At 63.4% G+C, this 15,303-nt stretch carries 12 protein-coding genes and 1 pseudogene; 5 read left to right on the top strand and 8 right to left on the bottom strand.

The annotated features are described in order from the left end of the window. The 6 genes and pseudogenes from J6497_RS32920 to J6497_RS32945 form a co-directional block, all read right to left on the bottom strand. Positions 1-222: pseudogene (locus J6497_RS32920) on the bottom strand (hypothetical protein); the annotation flags it as partial. An 86-nt stretch (positions 223-308) separates the two neighbouring features. Then, entirely contained in the window at positions 309-1,580 is a 1,272-nt protein-coding gene (gene fahA, locus J6497_RS32925; RefSeq protein ID WP_225708410.1) for a fumarylacetoacetase, read from the bottom strand. Between the two features lie 150 nt (positions 1,581-1,730). Then, complete coding sequence (gene hmgA / locus J6497_RS32930; RefSeq protein ID WP_225708373.1) at positions 1,731-3,077, bottom strand: homogentisate 1,2-dioxygenase; 1,347 nt, start codon at positions 3,075-3,077, stop codon at positions 1,731-1,733. A gap of 2 nt (positions 3,078-3,079) precedes the next feature. Next, positions 3,080-4,036: an MBL fold metallo-hydrolase gene (locus J6497_RS32935; protein WP_225708374.1), complete on the bottom strand. Its 957-nt coding sequence runs from the start codon at positions 4,034-4,036 to the stop codon at positions 3,080-3,082. A gap of 12 nt (positions 4,037-4,048) precedes the next feature. After that, positions 4,049-4,276, bottom strand: a complete 228-nt coding sequence (locus J6497_RS32940) for a DUF2783 domain-containing protein (protein WP_225708375.1) — start codon at positions 4,274-4,276, stop codon at positions 4,049-4,051. 7 nt (positions 4,277-4,283) lie between these two features. Then, the gene (locus J6497_RS32945) at positions 4,284-5,897 is read right to left on the bottom strand and encodes an FAD-dependent oxidoreductase (protein WP_225708376.1); all 1,614 of its coding nucleotides are present in this window, start codon (positions 5,895-5,897) and stop codon (positions 4,284-4,286) included. Between the two features lie 132 nt (positions 5,898-6,029). Here J6497_RS32945 and J6497_RS32950 point away from each other — a divergent pair, with 132 nt between their 5' ends. Continuing rightward, positions 6,030-6,563, top strand: coding sequence for a MarR family winged helix-turn-helix transcriptional regulator (locus J6497_RS32950; RefSeq protein WP_376708309.1), 534 nt, complete (start codon positions 6,030-6,032; stop codon positions 6,561-6,563). Positions 6,564-6,788: 225 nt separating this feature from the next. Here the strand turns inward: J6497_RS32950 and J6497_RS32955 are convergent, their stop codons facing one another. Next, positions 6,789-7,595 carry an N-acyl homoserine lactonase family protein gene (locus tag J6497_RS32955; RefSeq protein ID WP_225708377.1) on the bottom strand — a complete coding sequence of 269 codons (807 nt, stop codon included), beginning with the start codon at positions 7,593-7,595 and terminating at the stop codon, positions 6,789-6,791. Between the two features lie 373 nt (positions 7,596-7,968). Between J6497_RS32955 and J6497_RS32960 the strand changes: the two genes are divergently transcribed. The 4 genes from J6497_RS32960 to J6497_RS32975 all read left to right on the top strand — a co-directional run bounded on the left by J6497_RS32960 (position 7,969) and on the right by J6497_RS32975 (position 14,466). Beyond that, positions 7,969-9,435 carry a caspase family protein gene (locus J6497_RS32960; RefSeq protein ID WP_225708378.1) on the top strand — a complete coding sequence of 489 codons (1,467 nt, stop codon included), beginning with the start codon at positions 7,969-7,971 and terminating at the stop codon, positions 9,433-9,435. A gap of 147 nt (positions 9,436-9,582) precedes the next feature. Continuing rightward, the gene (locus tag J6497_RS32965) at positions 9,583-10,239 is read left to right on the top strand and encodes an OmpA family protein (RefSeq protein ID WP_225708379.1); all 657 of its coding nucleotides are present in this window, start codon (positions 9,583-9,585) and stop codon (positions 10,237-10,239) included. A 151-nt stretch (positions 10,240-10,390) separates the two neighbouring features. After that, on the top strand, positions 10,391-11,317 hold the full coding sequence (locus tag J6497_RS32970; protein WP_225708380.1) for an efflux RND transporter periplasmic adaptor subunit: 927 nt from the start codon (positions 10,391-10,393) through the stop codon (positions 11,315-11,317). Then, a complete protein-coding gene (locus tag J6497_RS32975) occupies positions 11,317-14,466 on the top strand; it encodes an efflux RND transporter permease subunit (RefSeq protein WP_225708381.1) in 3,150 nt (1,049 codons plus the stop codon). Before J6497_RS32970 ends, J6497_RS32975 begins: the two co-directional genes overlap by 1 nt. Before the next feature lie 13 nt (positions 14,467-14,479). Here the strand turns inward: J6497_RS32975 and J6497_RS32980 are convergent, their stop codons facing one another. After that, a complete protein-coding gene (locus tag J6497_RS32980) occupies positions 14,480-15,154 on the bottom strand; it encodes a Crp/Fnr family transcriptional regulator (protein ID WP_225708382.1) in 675 nt (224 codons plus the stop codon). Between the last annotated feature and the right edge of the window lie 149 nt (positions 15,155-15,303).

Raw genomic sequence — 15,303 nt, forward strand, 5'->3', positions numbered from 1 at the left:
CACACGCGGCACCGATCCGAGCTTCTCCCCCGCCCGGCTGCGGACCTTCTCAATTAACCCCAGCAGCCCCGCATGATCGCCGCCCTCCAGCTTGTGACGCGACATCCGATCCCGATCCGGGCTGTGCAGCGTCACCAGCCACGTCTTCTGACTGAGTTCGATCGCAACGAAAATTGTGCCATTATGGCCGGTGGTGGGCGTGTCTACGGTCGATGCTTGCATCTGACTCTCCGAGGGTTCGAGTGTGGAAACCCAAACCTATCGGAAAGGCCACGCTCACCGCCCCATGGAATCTACATGCTCCTCGGTCACTCCGCCGGCAGAATCGTGCCCTCGACCTCGCCGAAGCCGACGCGATAGCCGTCACCCTGGCACCAGCCGCGCATGACGAGCGAGTCGCCGTCTTCGAGGAAGGAGCGCTTGATGCCGCCGGCGAGCTCGGCCGGCTCGGTGCCGTTCCAGCTGATCTCGAGCAGACTGCCGCGCTGGTCCTTCTCAGGGCCGGAGATGGTGCCACTCCCTAAGAGATCACCGACATTCATCGCGCAGCCAGAGGAGGCGTGGTGCACCAATTGCTGCACCGAGGACCAATACATGTATTTGAAATTAGTGCGGCAGATCCGCGCTGCCTCATTCATCCCAGCTGCACGCAGGGCGACGTCGAGCGTCAGATCGTAATTGTTCGGCTGCGTCTGGCGCAGATACGGCAGCGGCACCGGCTCCTGGGTGGGCCCTTGCACGCAGAACGGCTCCAGCGCCTCGCGCGTGACGACCCATGGGCTGATCGAGGTCGCGAAAGCCTTGGCCTGGAATGGACCGAGCGGGACATACTCCCATTGCTGGATGTCGCGGGCGCTCCAGTCGTTCAGGATCACGAAGCCGAAGATCATCTCCTCGGCCTGCCTCTCGGTCAGCATCTCGCCCATCGCAGACGGCTGGCCGACCACGACGCCCATCTCGAGTTCGAAATCCAGGCGCTTGCATGGACCGAAGCTCGGCGCGTCCGCACTTGGCGGTTTCAACTGCCCGCGTGGCCGGCGCACTTTGGTGCTGCTGACGACAACCGTGGAGGCGCGGCCGTTATAGGCGATCGGCATGTGCAGCCAGTTCGGCTGCAGCGCGTTGTCCTTGCCGCGAAACATGACGCCGACATTGGTGGCGTGCTCCTTCGACGAATAGAAGTCGGTATAGCCGTCGACCGTGATCGGCAGATGCAGCTTCACGTCACGCATCGGCACCAGCGCGCGCCCACGCAGGCGTTCATTGTCGCGCAGCTCGGGATGGTCGTGGCGGAGCAATTCGCTGATCCGTGCGCGGGTGCGCGACCAGACCTTTGGACCGAGGGACATGAAGGGGTTGAGTGAGGACGCGGCGAACACCGCGGGTTCGACCACGTCGATGCGGCCGTCTTGCGCCAGTTGCCAGAGATCGAGCACGTAGTCGCCGATCGCAACCCCGATGCGCGGAGCAAGACCATCCTTGGCCGAGAACACGCCGTACGGGAGATTCTGGATCGGGAAGTCCGACGCGGGATCGACGTCGATGAAGGAGCGGAGTTTGGGGTCGTTGGGATGGGACATGGTTTCCTGCCGAATGTTCGGCGCTCTATCCTTTGTCATTCCGGGATGCGCCGCGAGGCGCAGGCCCGGAATCCATTTCACGGCGGGCGCGGGTTGAGGGATGGATTCCGGGCTCGTGCTTCGCACGCCGCGGAATGACGGAAGCAACGACTATGGCCTACCCGGATCGAACCGCTTCTCCAGTCCTTTCCAGCAATCAGCGTAGTCATCCTGCAACGTCGCCGACTTCGCCGCGAACTCGGTGACGCGCTGCGGGAAGCGGGTTTCGAACATGAAGGCCATGGTGCCCGTGAGCTTCACCGGCTTCAATTCGCTGTTGCTGGCATGATCGAACGCCTCGCGGTCGGGGCCGTGCGGCAGCATGCAGTTGTGGAGCGAGATGCCGCCGGGGACGAAGCCCTGCGGCTTGGCGTCATAGACGCCGTAGATCAGGCCCATGAACTCCGACATGATGTTCATGTGGTACCACGGCGGCCGGAACGTGTTCTCCGCCACCATCCAGCGCTCCGGGAAGATGACGAAATCGATATTCGCGGTACCTGCCGTCTCCGACGGCGAGGTCAGGACCGTGAAGATCGAGGGGTCGGGATGATCGAAGGCGATCGCGCCGACCGGCGAGAAGGTGCGCAGATCGTATTTATAGGGCGCATAGTTGCCGTGCCAGGCGACCACGTCGATCGGCGAATGCGACAGCGTCGTCTTCCAGAGCGAGCCGCCCCATTTGACATAGAGCTCGGTCGGCGTGTCCTTGTCCTCGTAGCTAGCGACAGGCGTCAGAAAGTCGCGCGAATTGGCCAGGCAATTGGCGCCGATCGGCCCACGCTCCGGCAGCGTGAAGGCGCCGCCGTAGTTCTCGCAGAGATAGCCGCGCGCCGGGCCGTTCGGAATCTCGACGCGGAATTTCACACCGCGCGGGATCACCGCGATTTCACCCGGCTCGATATCGATTCGGCCGAATTCGGTAACTAGCCGCAGATTGCCCTGCTGGGCCACAAACATCATCTCGCCATCGGCATTGTAGAAATGCTGGTCCACCATCGATTTGGTGATGAGGTAGACATGTGCCGCCATGCCGGCTTGCGTGTTGGCGTCGCCTGCGGTCGTCATGGTCTGCACGCCCTGCAAGAAGGTCTGTTCCTGCGTCGGGATCGGCGCCGGATCCCAGCGGAGCTGCGCGATCGGAATCTCGTATTCGTGGCAGGGCGCGGTGCGCCACAGTCCGGCATCGACTTTTGCAAACCGCCCGGAATGTTTCACGGACGGGCGTATCCGATAGAGCCAGGAGCGCTCATTGGCGCCGCGCGGCGCGGTGAAGGGCGAGCCGGAGAGCTGCTCGGCATAGAGCCCGTAGGCGCAGCGCTGCGGCGAGTTGCGCCCCACCGGCAGCGCACCGGGCAGCGCTTCGGTCTCAAAGCTGTTGCCGAAGCCGGACATGTAGCCCGGGGTGATTTGCGCGGAGCTTTTCGCGATCGTATCAGGCGAGGTGTTGATGTTCATGGTCATCCTCCTCCTTGCAGGGCGGCCCACATTTCGCGGTCGCGCTTGTCGGTCCAGATCACGGGATCGTCGATCCCGGACGCCTCGTCATAGGCGCGCGAGACGTTGAACGGCAGGCAATGCTCGTAGATCGCGAAGGTCGAGAATTTCGGATCCATCACCTCGCGCGTCGCCGCCATCGTCTCCTTCAGCGTGCGCCCTTTTGCCACCGACGCCTCGGCAGCGCCGTAAAGGGTCGTGACGAAATCACGCGTCATCGCGATCGCCTCACGCCCGGTGGCAAGGCCCTTGAGCGCATCGCCACGTCCGGGTGCGACGGCCTTGGGATTGAAGGCGCGGATCTCGTTCAGCGTCATCGGCCATTCGCGCAAATGCGCATCGCCGCAATAGCAGGCGGAATGATATTCGATGAGGTCGCCGGAGAACATCACCTCGGCATCCGGCACCCAGGCGACGATGTCGCCGGACGTATGCCCGGCGCCAAGCTGCATCAGCCGCACCTCGCGCTTGCCGAGATAGATCGACATCTCGCCCTCGAAGGTCAGCGTCGGCCAGGTCAGGCCGGGAATGCTCTGGGCGTCCTGGAACAGGCGGGGAAAGCGACCGTATTCGGAATCCCAGTCCTGCTGGCCGCGCTCCTCGATCAGGCGGTAGGTCTCCTGCGAGGCGACGATGCCCTGCGCCTTGTAGGCGGAGGCCCCTAACACGCGCACCGCGTGATAATGCGACAGCACGACATATTTGATCGGCTTGTCGGTGACGGCGCGCACGCGCTCGATCACCTTGTTCGCCATCGCCGGCGTCGCCTGCGCGTCGAACACGAGGCAGCCGTCCTCGCCGACGATCACGGCGGTGTTCGGATCGCCCTCGGCGGTGAAGGCGTAGAGATCGGTGCCGATCTCGGAGAAGGTGATCTTCTTCTCCGCCATGTCCGTAGTGGACGCAAAGCCTTTGGCCATCTTATATCCTCGTTATTGTTGCTGCTGTTGTTGCTGCTGGCTCGCCTCCAGCATCCGCCGCTTGGCGAGCGCGATCGCCTCGTGCAGCACCTCGACGTCGCCGATATGGTTGGCGAGCACGAGCACCAGCGCGGCGTCGAGATCGGCGCTTTGCGCGTCCGTCAAGCCGCGATGCGCCTCGACGATCGCACGGAAGGCGTCGTCCGGTTTTGCAAAGTTCGAGCTAGTCGACAGCGCCATGACAACCTCAATTGAATCCTGTCGCGCGCGCCAGCGCCGCTTCGAGCAGCGGCCGCGTCGGATGGCGGAAGCGCGCCGCGACATAACCGTCGGGCCGCAGCAGATAGGCCGAGCCTGGTTCTGCGTCGTAACGCTTGCCGGCGAAACCCGCGGCGTCAACGAAGCCCTCATTGCTACCGATGCGGATGGTCTTGATGCCATCGGGCACATCAACCGCGGCGCCATTGCCAAACTCCAGCAGCGTGAACCGCGTTCCCGCACCGATGAACGCCTCGGTCAGGAACTGCGGATTGCCTTCGCGCCCGGCGATCGGCGCATCCAGCATCGAAGCGCCCGGCCGCAGCCCGCCGCACCATGCATCGCCATCCGGCGTCGACAGCGGCGTATCGTAAACCGACGGCACCGACAGCCGCCCACCATTGACCATCCGCTTGCCGAACTCGGTTTCCTTCGCCAGCGCCAGCACTGCCTGGCGCAGCCGCGCTTCCTGCCGCGAGGCGGGCGCCATGAAATCGGTGGAGCGGGTGGATTCGCGGATGTTCTCATCCGCCGCGGCGCTGCGCTCGATGTGATAGCTCTCGAGCAACGATTCCGGCGAAGTTTCGCGCAGCACACGGTCGAGTTTCCACGACAGATTCTCGGCGTCTTCTAGCCCGGAATTGGCGCCGCGCGCGCCAAAGGGCGAGACCTGGTGCGCGGCGTCGCCGGCAAAGATCACGCGACCGTGGATGAACTTGTCCATCCGCCGGCACTGGAACTTGTAGAGCGAGATCCACTCGAACTCGAACTCGTCGTGACCGAGCATGCGCGCGATCCGCGGTCGCACATTCTCCGGCTTCTTTTCGTGCACCGGGTCTGCATCCGGATGGAGTTGCAGATCGATGCGCCAGACATCGTCCGGCTGCTTGTGCAAGAGTGCCGAGCGGCCGGCATGGAACGGCGGATCGAACCAGAACCAGCGCTCGGTCGGGAACGCCGCAGTCATCTTGACGTCGGCGATCAGGAACTGGTCCTCGAACACCTGACCCGAAAATTCCGCGCCGACCATTCTGCGCAAGGACGAGCGCGCACCGTCGCAGGCGATCACGAAGGAAGCATGGATCTTGTACGCGCCCTCCGGCGTCTCGATCGTCAGCGCCACGCCATCGTTGCGGCTCTCCAGCGCGATCACTTTGTTGCGCCAGCGCAGGTCGATCGCAGGCAACTCGCGCACGCGATCGACCAGGTAGGCCTCGGCGTAGAATTGCTGCAGGTTGATGAAGGCGGGCCGCTTGTGGCCGTCCTCAGGCAACAGGTTGAACTGATAGAGTTGGGAGGCACCGTGGAAGATCTTGCCGACGCTCCACACCACGCCCTTCTCGACCATGCGCTCGCCTACGCCGAGCCGATCCCAATATTCCAGCGAGCGTTTCGAGAAGCAGATCGCGCGCGAGCCTTCGCCGATCCGGTCGGCGTCATCGAGCAGCACCACCGGTTGCCCGCGCTGGGCGAGATCGATCGCAAGCGACAGTCCCACGGGGCCGGCGCCAACCACCACGACGGGATATTCAGCCATATCGGGCGCCACCCGATCCTCGTCGGGATGCCTCAGATAGCCGAACTGGGTTCTGGCCTGCGCCATCCGCTCAAACCCTTGCCGCTTCCTCGTGGCCCTGTTAAATTAGTCTCACGTGCAACGATCTTAAACCTCCTGACGGCATCGCCGTCAACTCCCATCGGAGGCATTTTGACGAAATCGGTTTCGAGCGACGATATGGTGCCGACGCGATCCGAAGTGGACTCGGTCGCGCCGCAGGAGGACGCGGCGGCCAAGAAAAGGCTCGACCTCTTCCACTTCATGCCGTTCCGCCTGAACCGATTGGCGGCAGAGGTAAGCTCGGCGCTTTCAGCGGAGTATCAGGCGCGCTACGGGCTCGACATCCCCTCGTGGCGCGTGCTGGCAACGCTCGGCTTCCGCCGCGATGCCTGCAGCGCACAATACATCGCCGATTGCACGCGAACGCATAAATCCACCATCAGCCGCGCCGTGACCGCGCTGATGGAACGCCAGATCATCGAACGTGTCGAGAATGCCCACGATCGCCGTGAGTTCCGCCTGCAACTCACCCGCAAGGGCAAGGCGCTGTACGAGGAACTGATCCCGCGCCTGCTCCGAAGGGAGCAGGAGATTTTTTCCTGCCTGTCCGCGCAGGAGCGACGGCAGCTCGGAAAGCTGCTCGGCAAGATCGAGCATGGCCTTGAGCTCGTGCAGACCAGCGAAGAGGCGGACGCCAAGGAAGCGTATTAGGACGCACCGCTGTCAGACCCTCATGGTGAGGAGCCGCAAAGCGGCGTCTCGAACCATGAGGCCCCATCCGTGGCCTCATCCTTCGAGACGCCGCTGCGCGGCTCCTCAGGATGAGGGCGACTGACGTGCTTCGCGGTGACTGGGAAGGTGCTTGCCTTCCTCGAGATTGCGGCAGATCGGCTCGCGCGCTGCACCGAGCCGATGAAGCCGACATCGCTGCAACATCTACTCCGCAAACGAACGCGACGGCGCGAGATGGAGAGCAAAGGCGTCGACTTTGTCGCTCGCGCGCGGATAGATCTCGGCAACGATCGGATCGTGTCCGGGAATGAAACGATCGGGATGCCCAGCGAGCCGCTCGACCGTTTCCCAGCCAATCGCCATGTCGCCGACGTTGTAGACGATCGGGAACGGGCTGCGCTTCTGCAGATTGGCGTAGTAGTGCGCGGCGTCGGACGCCAGCACGACAGGACCGCGCGCGGTTTCGACCCGCACCACCTGCAGGCCATCGGAATGGCCGCCGACACGATGCACGGTGATGCCAGGTACGACCTCGCCATCTCCTGAGTGGAATGTGACGCGTTCGCCATAGACGTGACGGACCATCAGCGTCACATGCTCGACTGAGAACGGATGCCGCAGCATGCCATTGCACATGCATCGTCCCGTCGCGTAGCTCATCTCGCGCTCCTGCAGATGGAAGCGCGCGTTCGGGAAGCGATCGAGATTGCCGGCGTGATCGTAGTGCAGATGGGTGACGATCACGTCCCGGATCGATGCCGCCGAAACGCCGAAGCGATCGAGCGCATCGACCGGATTGAGCGTCAGCTTGCGAGCGCGCAACTTGGCCTCCTCGGCGTTGAAGCCGGTATCGACCAGGATATCGCGGCCCGCTCCGCGCACGAGCCAGACGAAGTAGTCGAGGTCCTGCGCCGTGGTCTCATGCGGATCGGGCGCAAGAAAGTTCATGTGCGGAGTGCGCGGCGACATCGTCGCATAGCGCAGGGCATAGATTTCGTAGGCATTTCCCATTGGCTTCGCTTTTCTTGGTTCAGTGGCTGCTTGCGCCGCAAGCAAGCCATTGTCATCGGCAAAGGTCAAACCTTGCAGGCTTGCCGCGACTGCATGCCAGGACCGTGCGAGCAAATGCGGGAGGGTGTCACAGTGAGAAAGCATCACATTGGCATCCGCGAATGTTGGCGACGGAACCAGCGCTGCCGCCAGCACAACCGCCCCTTTATTCCCCTGCCGGAAGTCAGCCGCTCGCGGTCAATTGTCGCAATTAACGATGACATCGCAAGCAGTTCACGGGCTATGGGGGCGGTTTGATAATGCCGATTGCGTAGAGTAAGGTCGCCCCGGCGCAGACCGGGATCGGCGTCTTTTTGGCTGGACTGCCGCGATTATGAACATCCGCTTTGCTTTACTCCTCACCTTGATTTTTGCCCTCGCCTCGACCGCCCCCTCGATCGCTGCGGGCGACCGCTATGCCCTGGTGATCGGCAACGCCAAATATCCGGACGCGGATGCGCCGCTGAAGGAGCCGATCAACGACGTGCGCGACGTCGCCGACGAACTCAAACGCGACGGCTTCAATGTTGACATCGGGGAAAATTTGACCGGCGAACAAATGCGGCGCGCCTTCGACCGGCTCTACGGCAAGATCAAGCCCGGCTCGGTGGTCCTGCTGTTCTTCTCGGGCTATGGCATCCAGTCCAGCCGCCAGAGCTACATGATCCCGGTCGACGCTCAGATTTGGAGTGAGGCTGACGTCCGCCGCGATGGTTTCAGCCTCGAGACGGTCCTCGGCGAGATCAACAGCCGTGGTGCCGGCGTCAAGATCGCCCTGATCGACGCGAGCAGGCGCAATCCGTTCGAACGCCGATTCCGCAGCTTTTCAGCCGGCCTTGCGCCCGTGATCGCACCAAACGGAACGCTGGTGATGTATTCGGCTGCGCTGTCGTCCGTGATCTCGGACAATGGCAGCGACCACAGCCTGTTCGTGCGGGAATTGCTCAAGGAGATCCGCACTCCCGACCTGATGGCGGAGGAGACGCTGAACCGCACCCGCGTCGGTGTCACCCGCGCCTCGCGCAGCGAGCAGGTGCCGTGGATATCGTCTTCGCTCGCGGAAGACTTCTCCTTCATTCCTGGTTCAGGGGCGCGGCCGCAAAGCCCGCCGCCGCCTGCGCCTCCGTCACCACCGCCGGCCCAGACGGCGGTCGCTCCGCCGCCACCTGCCGCGCCGTCACCGCCGCCCGCAGCGCCTCCGGCGCAAACCACGACCGTTTCACCACCGCCGCCGCCCACGCCGCCACCTGCGGAAACCGCGGCTCCGCCTGCTTCGCCCGCGACAAAGCCGGCGGACACTCTGGCCGATGATCCGACCATCAAGATCCTGACGGCACAGCTCAACGACAATCCCGATGATGCCGCAGCCCTTTACCGCCGCGGCCAGGTCTATGCCAGCAAGGGCGCCTATGAGCTCGCCATCAAGGACTTCAACAATTCGCTTCGATTGAACCCGAAGGACGTCGAGGCCTACAACAACCGCTGCTGGGCGCGCACCGTCATCGGTGACCTGCAGGCCGCGCTGAAGGATTGCAACGAGGCGCTGCGGCTGCGCCCGAATTTCGTCGATGCCCTCGACAGCCGCGGCCTCTTGAATCTGAAGAGCGGGCAGGCCAAGAACGCCATTGCCGATTTCGACGCGGCCCTGAAGATCAACCCCAGACTGACCTCCTCCCTCTACGGGCGCGGCCTCGCCAAGAAGCGCAACGGCGCGATCGCGGAAGGGGATCTGGACATTACCAACGCCAAGGCGATGGACCCGAATATCGTTAAGGAATTCGCCGATTATGGCGTGCAGTGACAACAATTTGGATAGCTGATGCCGTCCGGCCTCGAACCTCGGGCGAGTGGACGAGACTAAAAATTTGAGGTGGGCCGGGATCAAGCACCGGCAATGATTTGGCATGTTGATTTTGAAACAGCGCCAACGGCGCAAGAGGGGCTGACAATGTTCGACATCACTGCGAAGAATCTTGCTGCGTTGCTTTCGGTTGCAACGATCGGCGCCACGCTTGCCCTAGGGACGCTGGACGCCCGGGCCGGCGACAACGTCACCGAAGAGCAGATCCTCAGGGCGCTGACGCCCGAGAAGAGGCCGTTGACTCGCGGTCTGTCGATCGGACCGAAGGTGGAGCCGGCCGCAAACGCTGCCGAAGACAAGTTCGTGCAGACCATCCGAGGCCGCTCCACCCGCTCGCTGTCATCGGCTGAGCGCGAGGAGATCGCGACCATCGTCAAGGACAAGCCCAAGATCGATCTGGAAATCAACTTCGACTACAATTCGGCGGAGATCAACGCCAAGTCGCTGCCCTCCGTGCAGGCCTTGGGTCGCGCTCTGACCAATGCCGATCTGAAGGGCTCGACCTTCGTTGTCGCCGGCCACACCGATGCCGCCGGCAGCGATGTCTTCAACCAGGACCTGTCCGAGCGCCGCGCCGAGGCGATCAAGCGCTATCTCGTCGACAAATATGGCATCAACGGTTCCGACCTCGTCACCGTCGGCTACGGCAAGGGCAAGCTGAAGGATCCGAGCCAGCCGCTTGCCGAAGTGAACCGCCGTGTGCAGGTCGTGAACATGGAAAACAAGTCAACCGCTTCCAAGTAGGCCCGTTCAGGTAAACAGCGTAGCGCCACGTGATATTTTGAGGGTAATATGCGTCTCGCACCCCGGCGGGACGCATTTGTTTTAGCGCTAGACTTCAAACAATTGGAAGCGTTCCGCTTCAGCCAACTTTCAGGCCTGGATCGATCCGGCGATGAAATTCTCCGAATACCTAAAGCCTGTGCTCGGAACAGTCTTCGTCGTCGCACTTGGCGCCGGCTACTATTGGTTCGAGCATCGCCCGCGTCCGGTAGAGAAGGAGACGCCGGGCCAGGCGCTCGTCATCGTCACCAAATCCACCAATGCCTGCTTCTCCGACATGGTGCGCGTTACGGGCTATGTCGTGCCGCGTCGTGAAGCGCAGGTCGGTGTCGATCAGGAGGGCTCCAAGGTCACCGATCTCTTTGTCCGTGAGGGCGACACTGTGACCGAGAACCAGGAACTGGCGCGCCTGACCCCGCCGCCGCAGCAACAAGCGGCCCAGGGGGGCGGCCGCGCAACATCGCTTTCCCTGCGCGCGCCGGCCGCGGGTCTGGTCACCGAGGTGCGCACGGCCGTCGGCGCACCCGCCTCCCCGCAGGCCGGGCCGATGTTCCGGATCGCGATCAACAACGAGATCGAGCTGGACGCCGAAGTGCCGAGCATTCACCTGTTGAAGCTCAATCCGGGCGCAACCGTGCGGATCAGCCGCGACGATGCGCCCGACATGGTCGGCAAGGTGCGGCAAATCTCGCCGCAGATCGACCGCAACACCCAGCTCGGCCATGTCAGGATATCCCTCAGCAACAATCCCTCGCTGAAGGTCGGCATGTTCGCCCGCGCCAATATCGACGCCAAGCGCTCTTGCGGCGTCGCCGTTCCGCGCACGGCGATCGACCGTCTGACCTTGCAGGTGGTGAAGGGCAACACGATCGAGACACGGAAAGTGCGGGTCGGGCTGACTTCGGACACGTCAACGGAAATCCTCGAGGGCCTCGACGTCGGCGAAACCGTCGTCGCCGACGCTGGCACCTCGCTGCATGACGGCGACCAGATCAAGATCATGTTCGCCGACGAACTCGAGCGCACGCGGACACGCTAATGGCTTTGAACATCTCGGCTTGGTCGATCCGGAACCCGCTGCCGTCGATCGTCTTCTCGATCATCCTGCTCGCGCTGGGCTGGGTTTCCTTCGCCAAGCTTGCGGTCACGCGGCTGCCGAGCGCCGATATTCCCGTGATCTCCGTTGCGGTGTCGCAGTTCGGCGCAGCACCATCGGAACTGGAAGCGCAGGTCACGAAGACGATCGAGGACGGCGTCTCGGGCGTCGAGGGCGTGCGCCACATCTCCTCTTCGATCACTGACGGCCTGTCGGTGACCACGATCCAGTTCGCACTGGAGACCAACACCGACCGTGCGCTGAACGACGTCAAGGACGCCGTCACCCGCGTTCGCGCCAACCTGCCGCAAAACGTCACCGAGCCGCTGATCCAGCGCGTCGACGTTATCGGCCTGCCGATCGTCACCTACGCCGCGATCTCGCCTGGCAAGACACCGGAACAGCTTTCCTATTTCGTTGACGACGTGGTCAAGCGCGCGCTGCAGGGCGTGCGCGGCGTCGCCCAGGTCGAGCGCATCGGCGGCGTCGAGCGCGAGATCCTGGTCTCGCTCGATCCCGACCGGCTGCAGGCGGCTGGACTGACTGCCGTCAATGTCAGCCAGATCCTGCGCGGCACCAATGTCGACCTCGCCGGCGGCCGCGCGGAGATCGGCAAGAACGACCAGGCGATCCGCACGCTCGCCGGCGCCAAGACGCTGAACGAGCTCGCCGGCACCATGATCCCACTGTTCGGCGGCGGTGAGGTGCGGCTCGACGATCTCGGCACGGTGACCGACACCATTGCCGACCGCCGCACCTTCGCCCGCTTCAACGGCGAGCCGGTAGTCGCGCTTGGCATCAAGCGCTCCAAGGGCGCGAGCGACGTCGTGGTCGCCGCCGCGGTGCAGAAACGGATCGAGGCGCTGAAGGCCGCCTACCCCGATGTCGACCTCAAGCTGATCGATACCTCGGTCGAATTTACCAAGGGCAATTATGAGGCGGCGATCTCGACCCTGTTCGAGGGCGCGATCCTCGCCGTCATCATCGTGCTGTTATTCCTGCGCGACCTTCGCGCCACCGTCATCGCCGCGGTCTCACTGCCGCTATCGATCTTCCCGGCATTCTGGGCGATGGACATTTTGGGCTTCTCGCTCAATCTCGTCAGCTTCCTCGCCATCACGCTCTCGACCGGTATCCTCGTCGACGACGCCATTGTCGAGATCGAGAACATCGTGCGCCACATGCGCATGGGCAAGTCGCCTTACCGCGCCGCCCTGGAAGCAGCCGACGAAATCGGGCTTGCGGTGATCGCGATCTCGCTCACCATCATCGCGATCTTCGCGCCGGCGAGCTTCATGTCGGGCATTGCCGGCCAGTTCTTCAAGCAGTTCGGCATCACGGTATCGGTGCAGGTGTTCTTCTCGCTGCTTGCGGCGCGCTTCGTCACGCCGATGCTGGCTGCTTATTTCCTCAAGCATCATGCCCATGAAGAACGGCCGCCGGGCCGCGTGCTGCAAACCTATCACAGCCTGGTCGCATGGTCTGTGAAGCATCATTACATCACGGTGGTGATCGGCTTTGCCGTCTTCGCGGCATCGATCTGGAGCATCAAGTTGCTGCCGCAGGGATTCCTGCCGGCGCAGGACACCGCGCGCTCGCTGCTGGCGATGGAACTGCCGCCCGGCTCGCAGCTTGCGCATACCGAGAAGGTGACGGAGGAGATCGTCGCGCGCCTGCGCAAGCGACCGGAGGTGAGAAGCGTGTTCGTCGATGGCGGCCGGGTGCCGCCGGGCACGCAGGAAGTGCGGCGCGCCGCGCTCATCATCAACTACACGCCCAAGACCGAGCGCAAGATCACCCAGCGCGAACTCGAACTGTCGATCAGCAACGAGCTTGAGAACGTCCCCGACATCCGCTACTGGTTCCTCGACGAGAACGGCCTGCGCGCGATCTCGCTGGTCGTGACCGGCGTCGACAGCAATATCGTCAACAATGTCGCGAGCGAGCTGGCGACGCAGATGAAGCGGATTCCGATCATCGCCAACGTGATCTCGGAAACCGCGCTCGACCGTCCCGAGCTGCGCATCCGACCGCGCGCCGAACTGGCGGCACGGCTCGGCGTTTCCACCGAAAGCCTGTCGCAGACGATTCGAGTCGCGACGATCGGCGATGTCGGCCCCGCGCTGGCGAAATTCGATGCCGGCGACCGCCAGGTGCCGATCCGCGTCCAACTCGAGGACTCCGCGCGCAGCGACCTGCAGATGCTGCAGCAATTGCGGGTACCGCTCGGCCAGCGCGGCGAACGTGGCGGCGTGCCGCTGTCCGTTGTCGCCGACATCCAGCTCGACCAGGGCCCGACCAGCATCAACCGCTACGACCGCGAGCGGCAAGCCACGGTCGCGGCCGACCTCGTCGGCAACGCCGCGCTCGGCGATGCCACCAAGCAGATCTATGAGCTGCCGGTGATGAAGAGCCTGCCGAAGGGCGTCAAGGTGAGCCCGTCGGGTGACGCCGAAAGCCTCAACGAGCTTTCGGATGGCTTTGCCACAGCGATCACCGCCGGCCTGATGATGGTCTATGCGGTGCTGGTGCTGCTGTTCGGCACCTTCCTGCAGCCGATCACCATCCTGTTCTCGCTGCCGCTTTCGATCGGCGGCGCGATCGCCGCCTTGCTGCTCACCGGCAAGCAACTGACCACGCCGGTTTGGATCGGCATCCTGATGCTGATGGGTATCGTCACCAAGAACGCGATCATGCTGGTGGAATTCGCCATCGAGGCGATCCGCGCCGGCAAGCAGCGCGAGGAAGCCATGATCGACGCCGGCATGAAGCGCGCGCGCCCGATCGTGATGACGACCGTTGCGATGGTGGCCGGCATGATGCCGAGCGCGCTCGCGGTCGGCGCCGGCGGCGAGTTCCGCTCGCCGATGGCGCTCGCCGTGATCGGCGGCCTGTTGTTCTCGACAGTGCTGTCGCTGGTGTTCGTGCCGGCGATGTTCATGGTGATGGACGACATCGGCAACGTGATCTGGCGCCTCGGCAAACGGCTGATCGTCTCGCATGCCGACGAGGAACCTCCCTCCGACCAGCACGGCGAACCGCCGGCCAAGAAGCAGCACCCATCATCGATGGTCTCGCCCGCGGCGGAATAGGCCGCGGGTAGTGCTATTCGTTCCTCGCCACCGCGCTCAGCTTGTTCATGTTGTGCAGCAGGATCCGCCCGCGCTGGAGGTCCACAATGCCGTCCTTGCGCCAGAGCTGGAGTTGCCGATTGACGCTTTCGCGGGCGGCGCCGACGTGGATGCCGAGCTGTTCCTGGGAGATGTGAACTTCAGAACCGTAGTCCGATGCCAGCGCGCAGAGCCGCTTCGCGAGCCGGACCGGCAAGGGCTGCAGCACCGATTCCTCCATCCGCTCGCTCATCCAGCGGATGCGGTGACACAACAGTTCGATCAACTTCACGGCAACCTTCGGCTCGCGCTCGAGGAAACTGAGAAAATCCTCACGGCGCAGCACGAACAGTTCGCTGGCTTCGCCGGCGGTCGCATTCGCGGCGCGGTCCTGACCGTCGAGGACGGCAACCTCGGCGAAGAGGTCACCAGGGCCCATGAAGTTGAGCGTCAGCCGGCTGCCGTCGGAGGCGCCGGTCTCGATGCGGATCTGGCCGCGCCGCACCGCGAACAGGGCGTCACCGGCATCGCCCTTCTGGAACAAGACCTCGCCTGCCCGGAGTTGCTGGGTATGACAAAGGCCCGCAAGCTGCTGCAATTTGTCCGCCCCCAAATCGGCGAACATCGGGTTCATCTTCAAAATGACCGCAAATTCGGCCTGTTTGCTCATTGTAATGCCTTCCACAAGAACCTCCCGAGCGGCTTGCGTTGCAGGCTCGGGTAGCAAAATTCCCCCCTATGGAAGTGTGCCATAAGTCACATATGTTTGCAGCAGCGGCGGATTATTTTCGGCCGCTTTGAGTGGAAACCTGTTTTCGG

It is taken from the genome of Bradyrhizobium cenepequi, assembly GCF_020329485.1.
GTDB classification, from domain to species: Bacteria; Pseudomonadota; Alphaproteobacteria; order Rhizobiales; family Xanthobacteraceae; genus Bradyrhizobium; species Bradyrhizobium cenepequi.

Excerpts from the sequence above, each read along its gene's own strand:
- J6497_RS32965 (WP_225708379.1), top strand. The coding sequence starts at position 9,583 with ATGTTCGACATCACTGCGAAGAATCTTGCTGCGTTGCTTTCGGTTGCA.
- J6497_RS32955 (WP_225708377.1), bottom strand. The coding sequence starts at position 7,595 with ATGGGAAATGCCTACGAAATCTATGCCCTGCGCTATGCGACGATGTCG.
- fahA (WP_225708410.1), bottom strand. The coding sequence starts at position 1,580 with ATGTCCCATCCCAACGACCCCAAACTCCGCTCCTTCATCGACGTCGAT.
- J6497_RS32945 (WP_225708376.1), bottom strand. The coding sequence starts at position 5,897 with ATGGCGCAGGCCAGAACCCAGTTCGGCTATCTGAGGCATCCCGACGAG.
- J6497_RS32970 (WP_225708380.1), top strand. The coding sequence starts at position 10,391 with ATGAAATTCTCCGAATACCTAAAGCCTGTGCTCGGAACAGTCTTCGTC.
- J6497_RS32980 (WP_225708382.1), bottom strand. The coding sequence starts at position 15,154 with ATGAGCAAACAGGCCGAATTTGCGGTCATTTTGAAGATGAACCCGATG.
- J6497_RS32935 (WP_225708374.1), bottom strand. The coding sequence starts at position 4,036 with ATGGCCAAAGGCTTTGCGTCCACTACGGACATGGCGGAGAAGAAGATC.
- J6497_RS32940 (WP_225708375.1), bottom strand. The coding sequence starts at position 4,276 with ATGGCGCTGTCGACTAGCTCGAACTTTGCAAAACCGGACGACGCCTTC.
- hmgA (WP_225708373.1), bottom strand. The coding sequence starts at position 3,077 with ATGAACATCAACACCTCGCCTGATACGATCGCGAAAAGCTCCGCGCAA.
- J6497_RS32960 (WP_225708378.1), top strand. The coding sequence starts at position 7,969 with ATGAACATCCGCTTTGCTTTACTCCTCACCTTGATTTTTGCCCTCGCC.
- J6497_RS32950 (WP_376708309.1), top strand. The coding sequence starts at position 6,030 with ATGGTGCCGACGCGATCCGAAGTGGACTCGGTCGCGCCGCAGGAGGAC.
- J6497_RS32975 (WP_225708381.1), top strand. The coding sequence starts at position 11,317 with ATGGCTTTGAACATCTCGGCTTGGTCGATCCGGAACCCGCTGCCGTCG.